The organism is Trichocoleus desertorum AS-A10 (genome assembly GCF_039962155.1).
Classification (GTDB): Bacteria; Cyanobacteriota; Cyanobacteriia; order FACHB-46; family FACHB-46; genus Trichocoleus.
In genome coordinates this window covers 75,296-91,491 of sequence record NZ_JAMPKN010000015.1, presented here as the reverse complement: position 1 = coordinate 91,491, position 16,196 = coordinate 75,296, and the positions used below count along the sequence as shown (strand labels likewise).

General features: G+C 48.8%; 8 protein-coding genes. 2 read left to right on the top strand and 6 right to left on the bottom strand.

Annotated elements, in window-relative coordinates:
* Positions 1 to 12: 12 nt before the first annotated feature.
* The 5 genes from NDA01_RS19005 to NDA01_RS18985 form a co-directional block, all read right to left on the bottom strand.
* Entirely contained in the window at positions 13 to 2,769 is a 2,757-nt protein-coding gene (locus NDA01_RS19005; RefSeq protein ID WP_348229175.1) for a hypothetical protein, read from the bottom strand.
* 7 nt (positions 2,770 to 2,776) lie between these two features.
* Positions 2,777 to 6,652: a TonB-dependent receptor gene (locus tag NDA01_RS19000; protein ID WP_348229174.1), complete on the bottom strand. Its 3,876-nt coding sequence runs from the start codon at positions 6,650 to 6,652 to the stop codon at positions 2,777 to 2,779.
* Positions 6,653 to 6,863: 211 nt separating this feature from the next.
* Positions 6,864 to 8,381, bottom strand: coding sequence for a hypothetical protein (locus NDA01_RS18995; RefSeq protein WP_348229173.1), 1,518 nt, complete (start codon positions 8,379 to 8,381; stop codon positions 6,864 to 6,866).
* A gap of 192 nt (positions 8,382 to 8,573) precedes the next feature.
* A complete protein-coding gene (locus NDA01_RS18990) occupies positions 8,574 to 9,146 on the bottom strand; it encodes a DUF11 domain-containing protein (RefSeq protein WP_190441831.1) in 573 nt (190 codons plus the stop codon).
* Positions 9,147 to 9,248: 102 nt separating this feature from the next.
* Positions 9,249 to 10,943 (bottom strand): hypothetical protein, encoded by a 1,695-nt coding sequence (locus NDA01_RS18985; RefSeq protein ID WP_348229172.1) that lies wholly within the window; start codon positions 10,941 to 10,943, stop codon positions 9,249 to 9,251.
* Between the two features lie 671 nt (positions 10,944 to 11,614).
* On the opposite strand from NDA01_RS18985, the gene NDA01_RS18980 reads away from it, so the two are divergent.
* Positions 11,615 to 12,415: an SDR family oxidoreductase gene (locus NDA01_RS18980; protein ID WP_348229171.1), complete on the top strand. Its 801-nt coding sequence runs from the start codon at positions 11,615 to 11,617 to the stop codon at positions 12,413 to 12,415.
* Positions 12,416 to 12,449: 34 nt separating this feature from the next.
* On the opposite strand, the gene NDA01_RS18975 is transcribed toward NDA01_RS18980, so the two are convergent.
* On the bottom strand, positions 12,450 to 13,289 hold the full coding sequence (locus NDA01_RS18975; RefSeq protein WP_348229170.1) for a PHP domain-containing protein: 840 nt from the start codon (positions 13,287 to 13,289) through the stop codon (positions 12,450 to 12,452).
* Positions 13,290 to 13,672: 383 nt separating this feature from the next.
* Here NDA01_RS18975 and NDA01_RS18970 point away from each other — a divergent pair, with 383 nt between their 5' ends.
* Positions 13,673 to 16,159 (top strand): ATP-dependent Clp protease ATP-binding subunit, encoded by a 2,487-nt coding sequence (locus NDA01_RS18970; RefSeq protein ID WP_348229169.1) that lies wholly within the window; start codon positions 13,673 to 13,675, stop codon positions 16,157 to 16,159.
* Positions 16,160 to 16,196 lie beyond the last annotated feature (37 nt).

The following is a 16,196-nucleotide window of genomic DNA, read 5'->3' as shown; positions in this document are numbered from 1 at the left end:
CTCAAACTAAGCTTAGTTCACCTTCGCTTTAAAGCGCACAAAGCCATAAGAGCTTGCAGGTGTGCCTGAAGCGGTTGCTCTTAAGAGGGTGCCAAGGTTAACCACAACTGCCCCATTACCATTAGCACTAGTATTTGCAGCAGGACAGGGTTGAGGGCTAGTCCCACCTATTGGAACGGGGACTGATGCACCAACTACATAGAAACCACCTGCATCTCCATCAACCAAATCGGTGTAAGAAACTTGAGCACCATTAACAGAAGTCGCAATACTACGAGTTGCGCCCGCTGTTCCGCCTGGGGCTGCCGCTACAGTGCTATAGGCATTTGCCACCAAAGTTTGATTCAGAGGCACAAGATCACATAACACTACGTTTTGGGCATCCGCTCCACCATCAGAGAGGAAGTAAATGGTGTACTCTACTACATCTCCAGACCGTACAGCACCTCCATTAATCACCCCAGCCAAAGAGGTACTGGTTGGGGAAGGCCAGTTCGTAGCGTTGTCATCGGTTGTACCCATGCCGTCTACGAAACCTGTTCTATTCGTAGTATTGATTGCGGTAATTCGCTTGACTAAGCGTAGTTGAGAAACACCAGCGATCGCATCACTACCAAAATCATTGGTGTTATTTTTATCTCCACCTCCGGAAACAGTAGCTGTGTTGGTAGTAGCTGCGGATGAATCTCGCCGAACTGTAATGGTAATGGGGTTAGCAGAGCTGCTAGCAGCAATAACGTTGCTAGTGGTACAAGTCACTGTAGTGTTCGTGGCATTAAAAGAACAAGTCCAACCTGCCCCTGCCGCTGATTGATAAGTTAAACCTGTAGGTAACTGATCGGTGACCGTGATGGTGCCCGATGTAGCTGCAAAGCCAATGTTTTTAACAGTGAGTAGAAAGCTGCTGTTTTGGTTTAACAGAAATTTGTCAGTGTGAGTTTTGGTGATCGTTAAATCCGAAGCGTTGACGTTCACATCTGCGGATGCTGCGTTATCTGTAAGATTTTGATCCACGTATCCAGCAGGTGGAGCAACCTGAGCTGTATTAGGAATAGTGCCAGTTGCTGAGGATGCCACAGTTCCAGTAATAGTAATAGTGGCATTACCACCGCTTTTTAAGTTGAGAAGCGCGCTAACGTCATTACCTGTTGTAGTTAAGGTACAAGTACTACCTCCACTGGGGTTACAAACAGGTGCCGAAGTAGTCGAAACAGTAACGGCTGGGTCAACAATGTCGCTGAGTTTTGCTCCTGTAATATCAAAACCACTATTATTGGTAACTTTGACTGTGTAGGTGATATTGCTATTAGGGCTAGCACTGGTAATCGGGGTGCCAGGGCTACTCGCTAGCCCAACCGTTTTAGTAACAGCCAAGTTAACAGGCGCATTAACGGTTGTTGTGTCATTAGATGTGTTGTTACTAGCAACCGTATCATTGGCTGTGGCCACTGTAGCAGTGTTAGAAATTGTGCCTGTTGTATTCGGCTTAACGGTTAACGTAATGTTGCTATTTGTTTTAGGAGCTAAAGGACCAGAACTGCTACAAGTTAATGTTCGACTGGCTAAGACATAGTTACAAGTCCAACCATTGCCAGTCGCAGAAACATAGTCTAGAGATGCAGGCAGTACATCTGTAACGGTGATGGTTCCAGTAGTAGAGAGTGTCCCTGCGTTTGAGACGTTCAGTGTGTATTGCCCGTTAATACCATTGGCAAAAGTGCCAACACGGGTCTTCTGAACCATCAAGTCAATGCCAGTCGAAGGTGCAAAGGCAGTCACAGCAAATAAGTTTGCGCCTGTACCAACGTCAGCATTGTAGTGGTAACTACTTCCAGAGAAGTCATAAATAATGTTAGTTAATGCGCCGCTACCCGCTGATAAAATTTTAATTGTATAAACGGTTGTGACGTTATCACCTACTTTCTCACCCACATATCCACTGGGAATGGCTGGGTTATTACAGGTTAGGTTGTTGTGATAATAAGTACTACTGGGATTGTTTTCCCAACCGCAAGCATCGGCATAGACAACGTTATTGGTTGAGCCAGACGGAGATGAGTAGGTTGTAGAAACAGAAAGTAGCTGAAAAAAGCCAGGTAAAACAGGTAGGAATGACAGCTGTTCGTAACCACCAGGAGCTGTGTGTCCCTTGACTGTATATTGAACAATGTCTCCTACAAAGACGGTGCTGGGGCCAGAAATGCTATCAACTGCGTTTCGTGATTGAGAAACGAGCTTCTCAACATACAATTCTCGGTTTTGAGGTGTCGTGATAGTTCCTAACCCCGTGCCAGTGGCCGAAATATAAAACTGCTGCCTGGTGCTAGCGTTAGCAAGGGTAGAATAGGATGCTCTATCACGAGCAATTTTTACGTTGAAATAGAAGTCAGAGCAGTTACTGGGCGTGGGGCCTGTATTCCCTGGAGGATGGGACGTAGGGCCTGCGGGTAGCGAAGGGATAGAGAGTGTACTAGCTCCTACTAAGCTGATATAGCTACTGCCTCCAGTTTTTACAAAGGAAGCTGTGACATTGGTTGCAGTAGCATCACCGACATTACAAACGCGCGCTCCTTCTAGAAACTGATCAGGGCCTGCTCCGCCGAGCATTTGAGAGGCAACGCTATCTAGCCCAATTACGTTCCAGGTAATTGGAGTGATAGTGAGTTGAGGAGCGGCGATCGCTGGATTAGCAATCCCTAAAGTGGCACCCGCTAGGGCCAGCGCAGCAGAAGCCAGGAGCTTGAGATTAGGAAAGCGTTGAAGTTTCATAGCTTTATCATTCCCCACTACCGCTAACAGTTGCAGATGCAGCCGGAACTAATTCGGATGTTGTAGATGTTGTTTCCGAGGTTGCAGTTGTATGCGCTAAATGACTAGAAGAATGTGAGGCAACTGGCTTAGTTTGGGGCTGTTGCTGAGGCTGAGGTGCTTTCTGTAAACCAAAACCATCAAACAATTCATTCAGTTTCACTGTGAGGCCGAGGTAAGGACCATCCACTGAGCGAGAACCACTGAAATCGCGATCGCTAGCACGGCCAAATCCATATCCTGCTGCTAGGCGCAAGTTGGGAGTCATATAGTAGCCTGCCTCAATGTTGAATCCAGTTTCGCTATAGCCTGTGTTGGGTTGATTGATCCAGCGAGCTTCTCCAACCACATCCCAGCTGTAGCCTAAACGGTAGGTGGCTCGGAGCTGGGCGAGGGAGACACTGCTAGTACCCACTAAATCTTTAGCCAAATAGGTGGAGCTATGACGAAACGCATATTTTCCATAGAACTCCCAGCGCCAGTTCGGTGCGTAGATCGCTTCTGCTGCGAGGAGATGCTCCTCAGAACCAGTGCCATTGCCTAGCAAGAGAGAATCTGGAATTATGGAAGGATTCTGGCGATACTCATAGCGCAACAGCGCATTGAATTTATCGCTATGAATATCACGGTAAGCCAAACCGATTTTTAGATCTTTGGTATCTCCCAAATCAGATAACTTTTGGTTAGCAGCACTCGCTTGGTGGTAGCGAACTAAAGCGGTGAGAGAAGGAGTGATCTTGCCTGTGGCAGCCGCAGAAATTACAGTATTGCTGCCTTCAGAGGAGGAGCGGTGTTCGTAACGAGCACTCGCTTGGAACTTAGGATTGTCAGTGTATTCTAAACCAACACTGTAGCTATCTCCAGAAGCCAATGCTAGAGAAGAAGCACTCTGGCCTGATGCAAAGGGCTGAAGGAACTGAGAGCCCGCAGCCGTGCGACGCGAGTAGTTACCAAACACATGCTCATAAGCTAGATCCATGCGGAGACCTGGAGCAATGTTCCAGCGCTGGTTGAGGCCCACTGCGCCCTGCATCTTCATGCCGTCAGCGCCACCTAGCAAAGAATAACGTCCGGTCAAGGTGGTGTCAGAACCGAGCTTGTAAGAACTGTTGACATCCAAGCTGGTAATGGAATTTCCAGCATATTGACCCCGAGTAAAGAATTGCTGAGCCAGACGCACATCGACTCCAGGCATCGGCTTCCAATCCAGACCGACAAGGGTGCGATCGTTGTAGACGCTATCTACCTTGCCTGAAAGAGTCATCTCGTTTTGGGCTAGGAAAGTGAGGTTACTGGCGATAGGAACCGTCACGCGAGAACGCAACTGATCAGAAGTGCCGCTGAGATCAGGATAGAGACGATCTTCGCGATCGCGGTGAATCCAATCTACTGTGAGATCAGATTTGCCAATTTTCTGTTGAATGCCAGCTGAGATTGTGGTGAGAGAATTATCCACCTGGCTACCAGGAATGGCGGTAGAACGAGGCGCAAACAAATCTTCTAAGGTATCGAGGGAACGGGGCGCAACGCCATAGTTATCTTCATGGTCGTACTGTGCCCGGAGGTTGGTGGTATCGGAGAGCTTGCCTGTAACCTGAGCGCCGTAGCGAGTTTGACCAGGGACAAAGCTAATCGTGGCATCATTAGCGAATCCTGGGTCAGCTGCTCGGTAATAAGCTCGGCCTTGAATGCCTTTAGCGATTTCTCCCTGAGCTTCTAAACGGTAAGCTGAACCGCTCACCTTGCCCATCACTTCAGAGTCGTGTTTAGAATGAGCGTATTCTGCAATTAGTTGTCCCTTAGAACCTAGATTGATGAGGGCATCTGCTCCGTAGAGTTCAAAATCCCTGATTCCTTGGTTCTCTTTGAGATAAGTTGCACCGAGCCAGCTTTCATGATTGAGGGTACGGTCTAGATGATATTGAACTCGGCCACCGTAGATGTTACTGGTACCTTGACCTTCATACTGGTAAGTAACGACAATCCGACGAACCAATACCTCACCTTCGTCACTAATATCAGTCCGGAGGATGGGTTTGCGGAAAATGACAGAACCGCGATCGTAGTCGATGTCGTAGTCAGGGCCTCGGTTGAGAGACTGGCGATCGAGCACTGTGCCAGGACGATTCAGTTCTTCTAGCTCAATAAAGACATTTTCACTACCTGGGACCAACAAGCGACGAGAGAGGAAGTAGTAGCCACTGGTGCCATCGGGTGCGATCGTATCTCTTTGGAAGCCTTCGACGTTGTTGCCGTAGAAGCCAGTTACTTGCAGATCACCGATGTTGTAGTTGGCTTTGAAGCCATGCAGTTGGCGAGTGAACGCAGTAAATTGTTGAGATTTGGTAGAAAACTCGTTGGTGTTATAGTCACCCCACATGGCATAGTCGGGAGCGGCACCCGCAATTTTAGCGGAGCGCTCAACCCGCAAGTACAGGCTATCTTTAGAAGGCGTGAGGTTATCAACACGAGAGCTATCACCATATACAGGATAGTTCTGCTCACAAAACTGTGTATCTCGGTATAGGCGGCTGTTAGCATCGCAGGTTTGGTTGAGGTTGCGATCGCTGTTGTAGGCTCCCGTAAAGAGCCAATCGCCTACTTTGCCAGTGGCGAAGACAGACCCACGCACATCTAGCTCTGTAGAGTTGTCGCCATCTAGAGGAAGATAATCGCGGAAGCTGCCGTAGTAGTCGCTGCCTCGTCTGCCCAACCGCACATCAATTACGCCAGTTGCGATAGAGGGGCGGAGGTTAGTTTCAAATTGAAGTTGAGTGAAAGCTTCTAACTCACCAATATTGGCGCGGACTGTTACTGTTTGAGCTTGCAAGCTAGAGCGTAAGTTGGCTGTAAACTGGCCCTGGCGAGCTTGTACTTGAAACCCAGGTTCATCGGTTTTAGCATCGGCACCAACGAATTCTCCGGCGCTTGTACTTAAGGTAACGATCGCATCTCGATTGGAACGGTTGCCTTTGCCATCCAGTAATTGTCCTTGCACTGTAGCGGTAGAACGGCTATCCGCAGGAATACGAGTTTCAACCGTTTGTATACTCAGTTGGGTGGCGCTACCCCGAACTTGTACCTGAATCGCTACGGGAGTGCCAGCAACTCCATTGGTGGTAGGCTGAGCAGTGATGGTATTGTCTCCCTCTTTCAAGGGCACACCATACCAAATTTGGGTGATGATACGAGTTTTGGTATCTGTTTCTGTACGACCAATTGAGGTGGTGCTAACAGTAGCTCCATTTGTTTGTAGTTGTACCTGTGTGCCTTCCACAAATTGTAGAATTACTGTCGTCGCAGGGATATCTAGAACTGTGTTGGTAGTAGGCGTGAGAATCTTGACTTCTGTAGGAGCAACAGGGCTGGTATTCTCAGGCGTTGCAGCAGGGGTAGGTGTAACCGCAGGGGCGACATCAGCCGGAATGCTTCCAGGAGTAGTTTTAATAGCTGGCTGAGTTTGGTTGTTGCTCTCTGTAGAAGCGGTAGTATTTTCTGGAACTGGTGATGCTTCGGCGCTGGGAGTCGTGGTCGCTGGCAAAGGTGGAGCAGTCTCAGTAGCCGTAGCCTCTAACTTGGCATCAGGAGTCGTTGTAACAGGAGCGATCGCTTGAGCCGTAATTAAGTTGTCTGATAATTGAGGTGAGAAGATTAGAGGGTGAAGTGCTTCATTGCCTGAAGAAATAGTACCTGGCTGTATAGATGTCTCTGGAAAGGAGACCTCAAATTCTGTGCTTGCCTGGGCAGCTAAGGGAAACCCACTTAGACCTACAGTTCCGGTGATAGCTCCGAGCAAACCAAGCTTTAGGGCGTTAATTTTAGAACCTGTAGGCTTCGTAGTCATCTCTTGCTCACAGCGGATAGAGGTTTGTGAAATAAAGATTTCCTACAGAGCTGGCAGATAACTAGGAGTGTTTCAGGCTAGGAAACTCGGCTATGTGCGGTAGGAAAAACTGGATATCCCTAAGATAAAATTTAAGCCTTCTAAACACTTGCGCTGTTTTACTGGACTGTTGTCAGCCTTTTAACTTATCCCTGTGAGAGCAGTAGTATATTCACTGGTTTTTGGTTTCGCTGGAAGCTGGGGTCACTGCGAAGTTCATTCGGACCAAGCCACCTGGTTGTAGATGCACTAGGCGAGATTGGCTATTGCGTTCTTTGACATAGAGATTGGAGGCAAAGGTGTAACCGGAGACGCTCGTGAGGTCTAGTACCCCAGTACGATAACCAGAAATCACATTAGATACGGAGAACAAGCCATTGGGGTCGGTGGTGATGCGGTTGCCATCATCCATAAACACGACAGCGTTAGGGACACCGGGTTCACCTCGTTGTTGTTCGCCATCAAAGTTTTTGTCTACAAAGACACGACCAATGATGGTACCGCAATCGGACAAAATACCAGAACGAATGCGGAGGCGATGAGTGGCAGGTCCATCTTTCACACCTTGGCGGTTATCAACGCGATCGCCACTAACAATGGCAGAGTTGAGACCCGTACCACGGACTGCATCAGGCGTGAGAACAGCGGCGTAGGCAATGTTGAGAACCGCACTTTGATTGTCAGCTTGAGGCAGTAAGGAAACATTGGGCTGAAAGGTAACAGTTGAGCCATTCTGTTTCGTTGGGACTGCAACTGGTTGATTGGCAATTTCAGCGCGGACTGAGTCAGGTCGGAAGTTGAACCCAGCGGGGAGAGTATCTGTAATCACGACATTGTCGATCGCCGCAGTCGCCAAATTCTTGACCGAGAGCCGATAGATAACGGTGTCTCCTGGCTCTGCTGCCGCGCGATCGCCTGTTTTAATAATTTGAACGCCTTGAGACTGACATATGTCAACATCAACATCGAGCAGCGCTAAGACTAAGCCTGCACCTTCTGCATTTTGAATATTAATAGTCTCACTCACAGAGGAGCGATTATCAGTGCTACTGATGGGTTTACCATCTAATGATGTAGCAGTATAAGAGACAGTATCGTTGGTGCGGGCAGTAATGATGATGCGGATACGACGCTGGCTATAACCTGTATTCTCTGGCGGACTAATGACGAGAATGTAAGCTTTACCTACATCTATCTGCCCACGCTTGGGATCAAGAAGGAAATTGTAGGTTCCTTCATCACTATCGGTAAAAAAGAAAGGATTATTATTTTCGCTATTGGGTGCAATACCAGCAGGAATACCGTTGTTGGCAATATCAGGCAGCTCAGTTTTGGTTAGCGATACCAAACCGTTTAAGCTTGCACCTGTGGGATCGCCAGGATTCGTTTCATAAATTCCCAGGCTGAAACCGTCGTAGCTGCTCAGCGTCTCTCCAGCACAGCCACGGATACGCCCAAAGGGATCAACTAAGCGATCAACGCTGGTACTAACTGGGGCAGAACTTCCTTGAAAGGTTTCTTGGGTAACAGAATCGCTATAGGTGTAGCTGGCTTGGTTAGAGAGTTGAGTCGTTGTAATGCCTTTAGCCAGAACAGGAAGTGAATGTTGTAAGCTGCTTGCCACCGCGATTGCAACTGCCCACTGGCTCCAGTTTTTAAGTGAAAATATATGTTTTTTGGAAAGTGGCATCACAGTAACGGATCTCCTTGTCAGCCCAGAAGGGGTAGCGATCGCAAAGGCATAAGTATTCCTATGCAGTCAGTTGTAAACTTCTCTGACTGCTTGTTGGAGATATGAGATAACTTAAAAGCTGTAAATAAGCAAGATAAGAGAAATTGGAGGGCGAATCTGAAAGTGTAGAGCGATCGCCCTCAAGCTTGCTTAGCGAACTTTGACTTGGTAAGTTGCTTTCAGAGTGCTCTTGGCACCTACTGCTGAGCCAATTGTCCAACGGATGTTGGTGTAAGCTTCAGCGGGAGCGGGCTTCATGACGACTTTGCCATCAGCTTGCTTGACCGACACTTTGGGTTGAGCCACAAAGCTCTTGCCTTGGTCGATGCTATAGGTGATTTGAGTTCCAGCGTTAGGGCTGATTGCTGCTGAACTCATGACATAAGCCATGCCTTGAGGTACAGGCTGATTTAGCTTGAGATCCTTGATAGGGCGATCGCTCTTGTTTTCGCCAGTCAAGGTGTAACGAAGCACGTCTCCTGGCTGCACGGTTACATTGCCTTTCAGCGCTTCCCAGGTAACTTTCTCTTTGCCTTGCTGATCTTTTTGCACAATTTTTTTGTCAGCGCTCAGAACTAATTGCATCTGAGCTTGACGTTGATTGTTTTGAGCAATCTTAGTACCAGGATTTAGCCAACTAGCGGATACAGGTAGTTCGTTAACGAAGGGAATGGAAGCAACGAGGGCGATCGCACTTAAACCGATGAGAGAAGAGCGTTTCATAATTAATTCTCGCAGTAGTGTGAGGGACTTGTTGAGAGATGGGGGAAGGGAGAGGTGATTGGGACACTCCACTTAAAGTGCCCCAATCTTGACTAACAGAGCTTAGTTGCCCATCTTGCGACGAATGTCGAGTTTGCCAGATGCACCAGGTGCTAGGGAAGAAATAGTGTCTACATACTTGGTGATGTTGGGATCAGTACCAGTCGTAACAATTGTTCCACCAGCATCAATACCAGAAACGTGAACTGTATCCATGATGGTATTTCCATCTTGGTCGAGCGCCCAGTTGTTACCACCTGTAGTGCCATCCTCTACGATTTGGAGATTGGTGGCATTGAGAATGGAACTACCCGTGGTGGCCGCAGCAGTCTCGGAAATGTTCTTGTAGGAAATCCGATACTCGACAATACGTCCTGGCGTGAGTTTGCCTGTTAAAGCAGTAGCATCTGTGGTGAAAGCTTGAACAACGGTGGTGCCATCAGTCTCTAGGATTTGAGCTTCTTTGTACATTGCTACATAACCTAGATAAGTGCGCTCAATCGTGAGGTTTTGAGGCTCTGTTACCTGAGCAATTCCATCATTGTTGCTATCTACAAAGGCGAGGATAGGCATTGCATAGCCACCAACCACAGCAGCAGTCGGGCTTGTGAGATCACCTGGAGTTGTGAGATCAGTAGAGAGCTTCGTGCCAGCAGGTAAATCTACAGTAACTGTATAGTTGACAGGCGTTCCAGGAGCGACGCTTACAGTAACTGGTGTACCAGTCCAAGCAGTACCATTCCAAGTGAAGGTTCCAGTTGTACCTCCCGCAGTAATAGTTGCCGTGGTTCCAGCAGGTACAGTGCTACCTGGTGCGTCAGGGCGTAACAGGAAGGTGGCAGGAGCATTACCAGTGTTGCTGAGCGTATTGGTGAAGGTGACTACACCTGGATCGTTAGCAGTGCTACCAGGTTTGCTATCGGTCGGTGCCACAGCTTTGTTGGTGAAGTCAGTGTTGTTATTAGTGCCATCACCTGTAGCAGCCGCATTGCCATTAGTTCCATTCAGGACACCAGCGACGTTACCGATCACACCATCTAGAGTGGCGCTATCTTCGCGAGTGCCATTGACAGGAGCACCTGCTACTTCACCAGGCACAGTGCTCGGATCAGTGTTGTCATTGGTGTAGATGTCTAAAGCTCCATTAGCTGCATACACTTGGTTGGTACTGGCAGGATCGACAGATTTGCCGTATTCCACCGTAACCGTTCCAGGAGCAGCGTTAGCGGCGATCGCAAGGACAACTCGGACATTAATAATCCCGTTAGCCGCGATTGAACCAGTCAGTAATGGAGCACCACCAACTGCGATAGTTTGGTCATCTGCGTTGCCCAATACGCCGTCAGCGCCAGCGGTGATGATCTGGCTGATAGATGCGCCTGCTGCACCTGTACCAGTGATGCTTGCAGTACTAGGTAATACGAGCCGAGTGGGGTCATTACCAGTGTTGGTGATTTTGAAGTCGTAGTTAAGCGTGCCACCAGGTTGAGCAGAACCAGGAGTATTTAAAGCGCTGACATCAATACCTGCAACCTCGGCTACTGTCACGGTAACGGTGTTGGAGGTAGCGCTGAGAGTCGTGCCAGTGCTTGGATCTGTATAGCTCGCAGTTGCTGTGTTGCTGATCGTTGTGTTTGCTGCGGGAGCTGCTAGAACCGGAGTAACCAGTTGAAACACACCACCTGCAATGAACAATCCTGCAACTAGGGAGCGGTAATTAAATTTAAGCTTGACGCTAGTTCTATTGTTCGACTTCACTCTTTTCACTGGATAATGCCTCTTGTATTACTTTGACTAATCCTTTTGACCAGGATGTGGAAGACTGCGGGAAGCTTTGAAAGCTAGAATTCTTATTCTCTTAATTACAAGCTTGAGCAGAGATGTTATTAACAGTTAGCCAAAATACTAGGCTTTAAGTATCAGTAATTCACACCAACTTCAAAGAGACAACTTGAACTGTTAAGTACAATCACCAACTTAAAGCTTTCTGCTCTAGGAACCTTAAAAACTAGTATTCGCTGTAAATCAAAAAAACGATTCAGCAGAATAGCGTATGTCTTCTCAGCACAATATGCAAAGCTCTTAAAGTAGTTGAGACTCCCTCAGTGCATAGGCTTTATGAATCAAAATCAGTGTAAACAAGGATTTTTTAATCGAGATACAACAGCTTAAGAAATAAATAGTAAAGATAGTAAAGCTACTATGACTGTTAATTTGTTATTAACTTGTAGGCTATACAAACAATCGGCTTTAAGTGTTTTCATCTCTCTGAAAACTTCTGACCCTATTCTCAGAATCCAAAGCCAGTAATTCTACTGTTTTGATTTCAATAAAACTGTTTCGAGTCACTATCTCTGGATACAAAACTTAACTGAGTTGATTTTTGCGCGATAGGATGCCTTTAGATCTTTTTGAAATGTACCCTTCTTATGCGCTTTAATCACAAAACAGTTATCCTTACAGGTGCTTCAGATGGAATTGGCCGAGCACTCGCAATTACGCTGGCCCAACAGCAAGCCAACTTAGTCTTAGCTGCTCGGAATGAGGTAGCTCTGACAGAAACTGTAGAAGCCTGCAAACAACAAGGAGCACGCGCGATCGCAGTTCTAGCAGACGTAACTGACCCGGATGCTTGCAAACGTTTAATTGATGAATCCGTTCAGCAGTTTGGCGGAATTGACATCCTTGTAAATAATGCTGGTATCGGCGCGATCGCTCGGTTCGAGGAGGTTACAGACCTCTCTATTTTTGAGCAAGTAATGCGAGTTAATTATTTAGGTGCAGTCTACTGTACTTACCATGCTCTCCCTTACCTAAAGACCAGCAAAGGATTATTAGTGGCGATCTCTTCTCTCTGTGGCAAGCAGGGAGTACCCACGCGATCGGGATATGTGGCGAGTAAACATGCCATGCAAGGATTCTTTGACACGCTCCGCATTGAACTGCAAGGAACAAGCGTAGATGTCTTGGTGGTTTCTCCAGGATTTGTTGCTACGGATATCCGCGAACGGGCTTTAGGGGCAGATGGTAAACCTTTAGGACATAGTCCCAGGGACGAGGGGAAAGATACGATGCCTGTAGAGGAATGCGTGCAGCAGATTATCCGCGCGATGGAGCGACGACAACGAGAAGAGGTGATGACGCTGAAAGGCAAAGTGGGGCAGTGGCTGAAGTTAGTCGCACCCAACTTAGTCGATCGCCTAGCCGCTAATGCAGCTCGAACCCAATAAAGAGATTAGATGAGGGCGATCGCTCCACCCCGTTTCAGCTCTTTTGCTGACGGAGGTTTGATGCAGCTTGCTTGATGGGTTGAAGTAGAGAGAGGGAGATCCGCAAACTATTCAAGGATGTATTGTTTGAATTCTTGCTGTCGGGGTGGGGGCCATGAAAGTCACTGCCACCGCTCATGAGTAACCCATACTGAATACATAGCTTCTCTAGCTTCCGCGATTGCTTCAGGCTGTGGTTCGGATGATAGACTTCTATGCCCATCAGACCCGCTGCGACTAATCCTGGAAGTGTTTCCTCTACCTCTCCGCCTCGGAATAGATAAGGATGTGCCCACACCGGAACGGCATCACACATGCGTAATAACTGAATGCCATCGATCGCGGAGAATTTCTCGTAATGTTCATAGGCGGGCTTGTCATCTCCTAACCAGCGATCGAACGCTTCCCGCACAGAGGGAGCATGCCCAGCTTGTACTAAGGCCGCAGCAATATGCGGTCGGCCCGGAGCCATGCCTTCTCCGAGGTGGGGTAGCTGAATCGGGTAGCCTAGTTCGGCGAGCTTAGCTACCATTTTCTCGGCCCGCCGCTTGCGACCTGCTAAGCGCTCTGCTAAAGGTGCTGCTAATTTGTCGCGGTCTGGGTAGAAGCCTAAGATGTGTAGAGAGCGATCGCAATGCACAGTACTGAGTTCTAGCCCAGGCACAATTTCTAAGTCATGGATGGGGGCAGCAGCCAAGGCTTCGTCCCAACCGCCTAAAGTATCGTGGTCAGTGATGGCTAACGCTTGGACTCCCGTTTTGGCGGCTAGCTCCACTAGCTCTGTGGGAGTAAGCGTACCGTCGGAGAAAGTGGTATGACAATGTAATTCGAGCATCTTTCTATTGTCGGCTAAATCAACAGCGATCGTCGCTTCCAAGGTTCTTTAGAGATGATGAGGCGCGATCGCTGAGTATAACGTCCTCTGGGTCGGGTTGGAGTAGTGACCATAGGCGGCAACTACCCGGTTACACCTTCGGTTCTCCTCACCACGAAAGGGGTAAGGGAGCGTTACAGTAAGTCTAAGGAAATCAACAAAACTTCATACAGGCTACTTTTCCTTGGAGGTGATTGCCTGTTGGATTACTGGCTGAGTGACTGGAGCGTTAGTAGATGCGGATTTTGATGTTGACCATTTCTAGCCCTGCTAAACCATCTACTGGACTGCTCGGTGCAGCCGTTTTATTTGCAGCCGAAATCGCTCGGTAAGGGAAACTCACCATGTTCGAACTTTTTACAGAAAAGGCCATTAAGGCAGTCATGTTATCCCAGGAAGAAGCACGTCGCCTGGGACACAACCTCGTGGGAACCGAGCAAATTCTCCTAGGACTGATTGGCGAAAAAACGGGAATTGCCGCTAAAGTCCTGCTACACCTGGGTGTTAGCCTCAAAGACGCTCGGGCTGAAGTTGAAAAGATTATTGGTCGGGGGTCTGGCTTTGTACCTGCTGAACTGCCCTTTACCCCCAAAGTCAAGCGAGTTTTTGAAGCAGCTCTGGCAGAAGCTCGACAGTTAGGGCACAACTACATCGGCCCGGAACACTTATTACTGGGCTTAATCCGTGATGGCGAAGGAGTTGCGGTTAAGGTTCTGGAGCGGTTGAGCATTGACAAAGATGAAGTGCGATCGCGGGTTCTAGAAGCGATTGGCAATACTCCTGCAGTAGCGTCAGCTCGTCCTCAAGAAAACGGCTTTGACAAGCGTCCTAGCAAGCTCCGCACTTTGGAGGAGTTTGGTACTAACCTGACTCAAATGGCGATTGATGGCAAGCTTGACCCGATGGTTGGCCGCCAGAAAGAACTTGAGCGGGCAGTGCAAATTTTGGGTCGTCGCACCAAGAACAACCCCGTTCTAATCGGGGAACCCGGTGTCGGTAAAACCGCGATCGCCGAAGGTCTAGCTCAACGGATTTCTGATCATGCTGTGCCTGATAATCTGTTTGGTAAGCAGGTGATCAGCTTGAGTATGGGTTCTTTAGTCTCTGGCACTCGTTATCGCGGAGATTTTGAAGAACGCCTCAAGAACATTGTCGAGGAAGTGCGGCAAGCGGGTAACATCATTCTCGTGATTGACGAAATTCATACCTTGGTGGGTGCGGGTAGCGTGGAAGGCGGCATGGATGCGGCCAACTTGCTCAAGCCTGCCCTAGCCCGTGGTGAGTTCCAGTGCATTGGTGCCACCACCCTAGATGAGTATCGCAAGCACATTGAGAAAGATGCTGCGTTAGAGCGTCGTTTCCAGCCGATTATGGTCGGTGAGCCGTCTGTTGACGAAACTATCGAGATTCTGCACGGACTGCGCGATCGCTATGAGCAACACCACAAAGTCGCCATTGCCGATTTGGCGCTAGAAGCAGCCGCTAAGCTTGCCGATCGCTACATCTCCGATCGCTTCTTACCCGACAAAGCCATTGACCTGATTGACGAGGCAGGTTCACGAGTGCGCTTGAGCCACTCCAAGACTTCAGCCACCAAAGCCTTGAAGCAAGAGTTGCGGCAAGTCACGCAAGACAAGAATGCGGCGGTTGCGGCTCAGGACTTTGACCAAGCGGGTCAACTGCGCGATCGCGAACTCGCTCTGGAAGCTGAGATTCAATCAGTCACGGAAGCTGAGAAGCAAGTCAATAATGCGCTCTCTAGCCGTCCTGTGGTCGATGAGGAAGACATTGCTCAGATTGTGGCTTCTTGGACAGGAGTCCCCGTTAACAAGCTGACTGAGTCAGAATCCGAGTTGTTGCTGCACTTAGAAGATACGCTGCATCAACGCCTAATTGGTCAAGAAGAAGCGGTGACTGCGGTTTCTCGCGCCATCCGTCGGGCACGAGTGGGATTGAAAGATCCCAATCGTCCGATCGCGAGCTTTATCTTCTCTGGCCCTACCGGAGTCGGTAAGACAGAACTGACCAAGGCTCTAGCTGCCTACTTCTTCGGCTCCGAAGACGCGATGATTCGCCTCGATATGTCTGAGTACATGGAGCGCCATACCGTCTCCAAGCTGGTTGGCTCGCCTCCGGGCTACGTCGGTTATGACGAAGGTGGTCAGCTCACCGAAGCAGTACGCCGTCGGCCTTACACCGTTGTGCTGTTTGATGAAATCGAGAAAGCCCATCCCGATGTCTTCAACTTACTGTTGCAAATCCTCGAAGATGGTCGCCTGACTGATTCTCAAGGCCGCACCGTAGACTTCAAGAACACCCTGCTGATCTTGACCTCGAATATCGGTTCTCGTGTGATTGAGAAAGGTGGCGGTGGTCTTGGCTTCGACCTCGCCACCGAGACTCAAGTCGAAGCGCAGTACAACCGCGTGAAATCGCTTCTCAACGAGGAACTGAAGCAGTACTTCCGTCCGGAACTGCTCAACCGTCTGGATGAGATCATTGTCTTCCGTCAACTCATTCGTGAGGAAGTGAAGCAAATTTCGGATCTGATGGTGCGCGAACTCTCCACTCGCCTCACTGAGGAACAGGGGATTACCCTGCAAATCACTGAGCGGATGAAAGATCGCTTAGTGGCAGAAGGCTACAACCCTAGCTATGGAGCGCGATCGCTACGTCGAACCATCACTCGTCTACTAGAAGATGCCTTGGCCGAAGCGATTCTCTCAGGCCGTATCCATAGTGGCGCGATCGCCTTAGTCGATGTTGACGAAGACGGCCAAGTCCAAGTCAGTCAGACAGAAGCACCCGCTTTAGCTGAAGCGATCGCATAAAACCTCTTTAGGCTCAGTTTTACACTCAGTCCCTGGT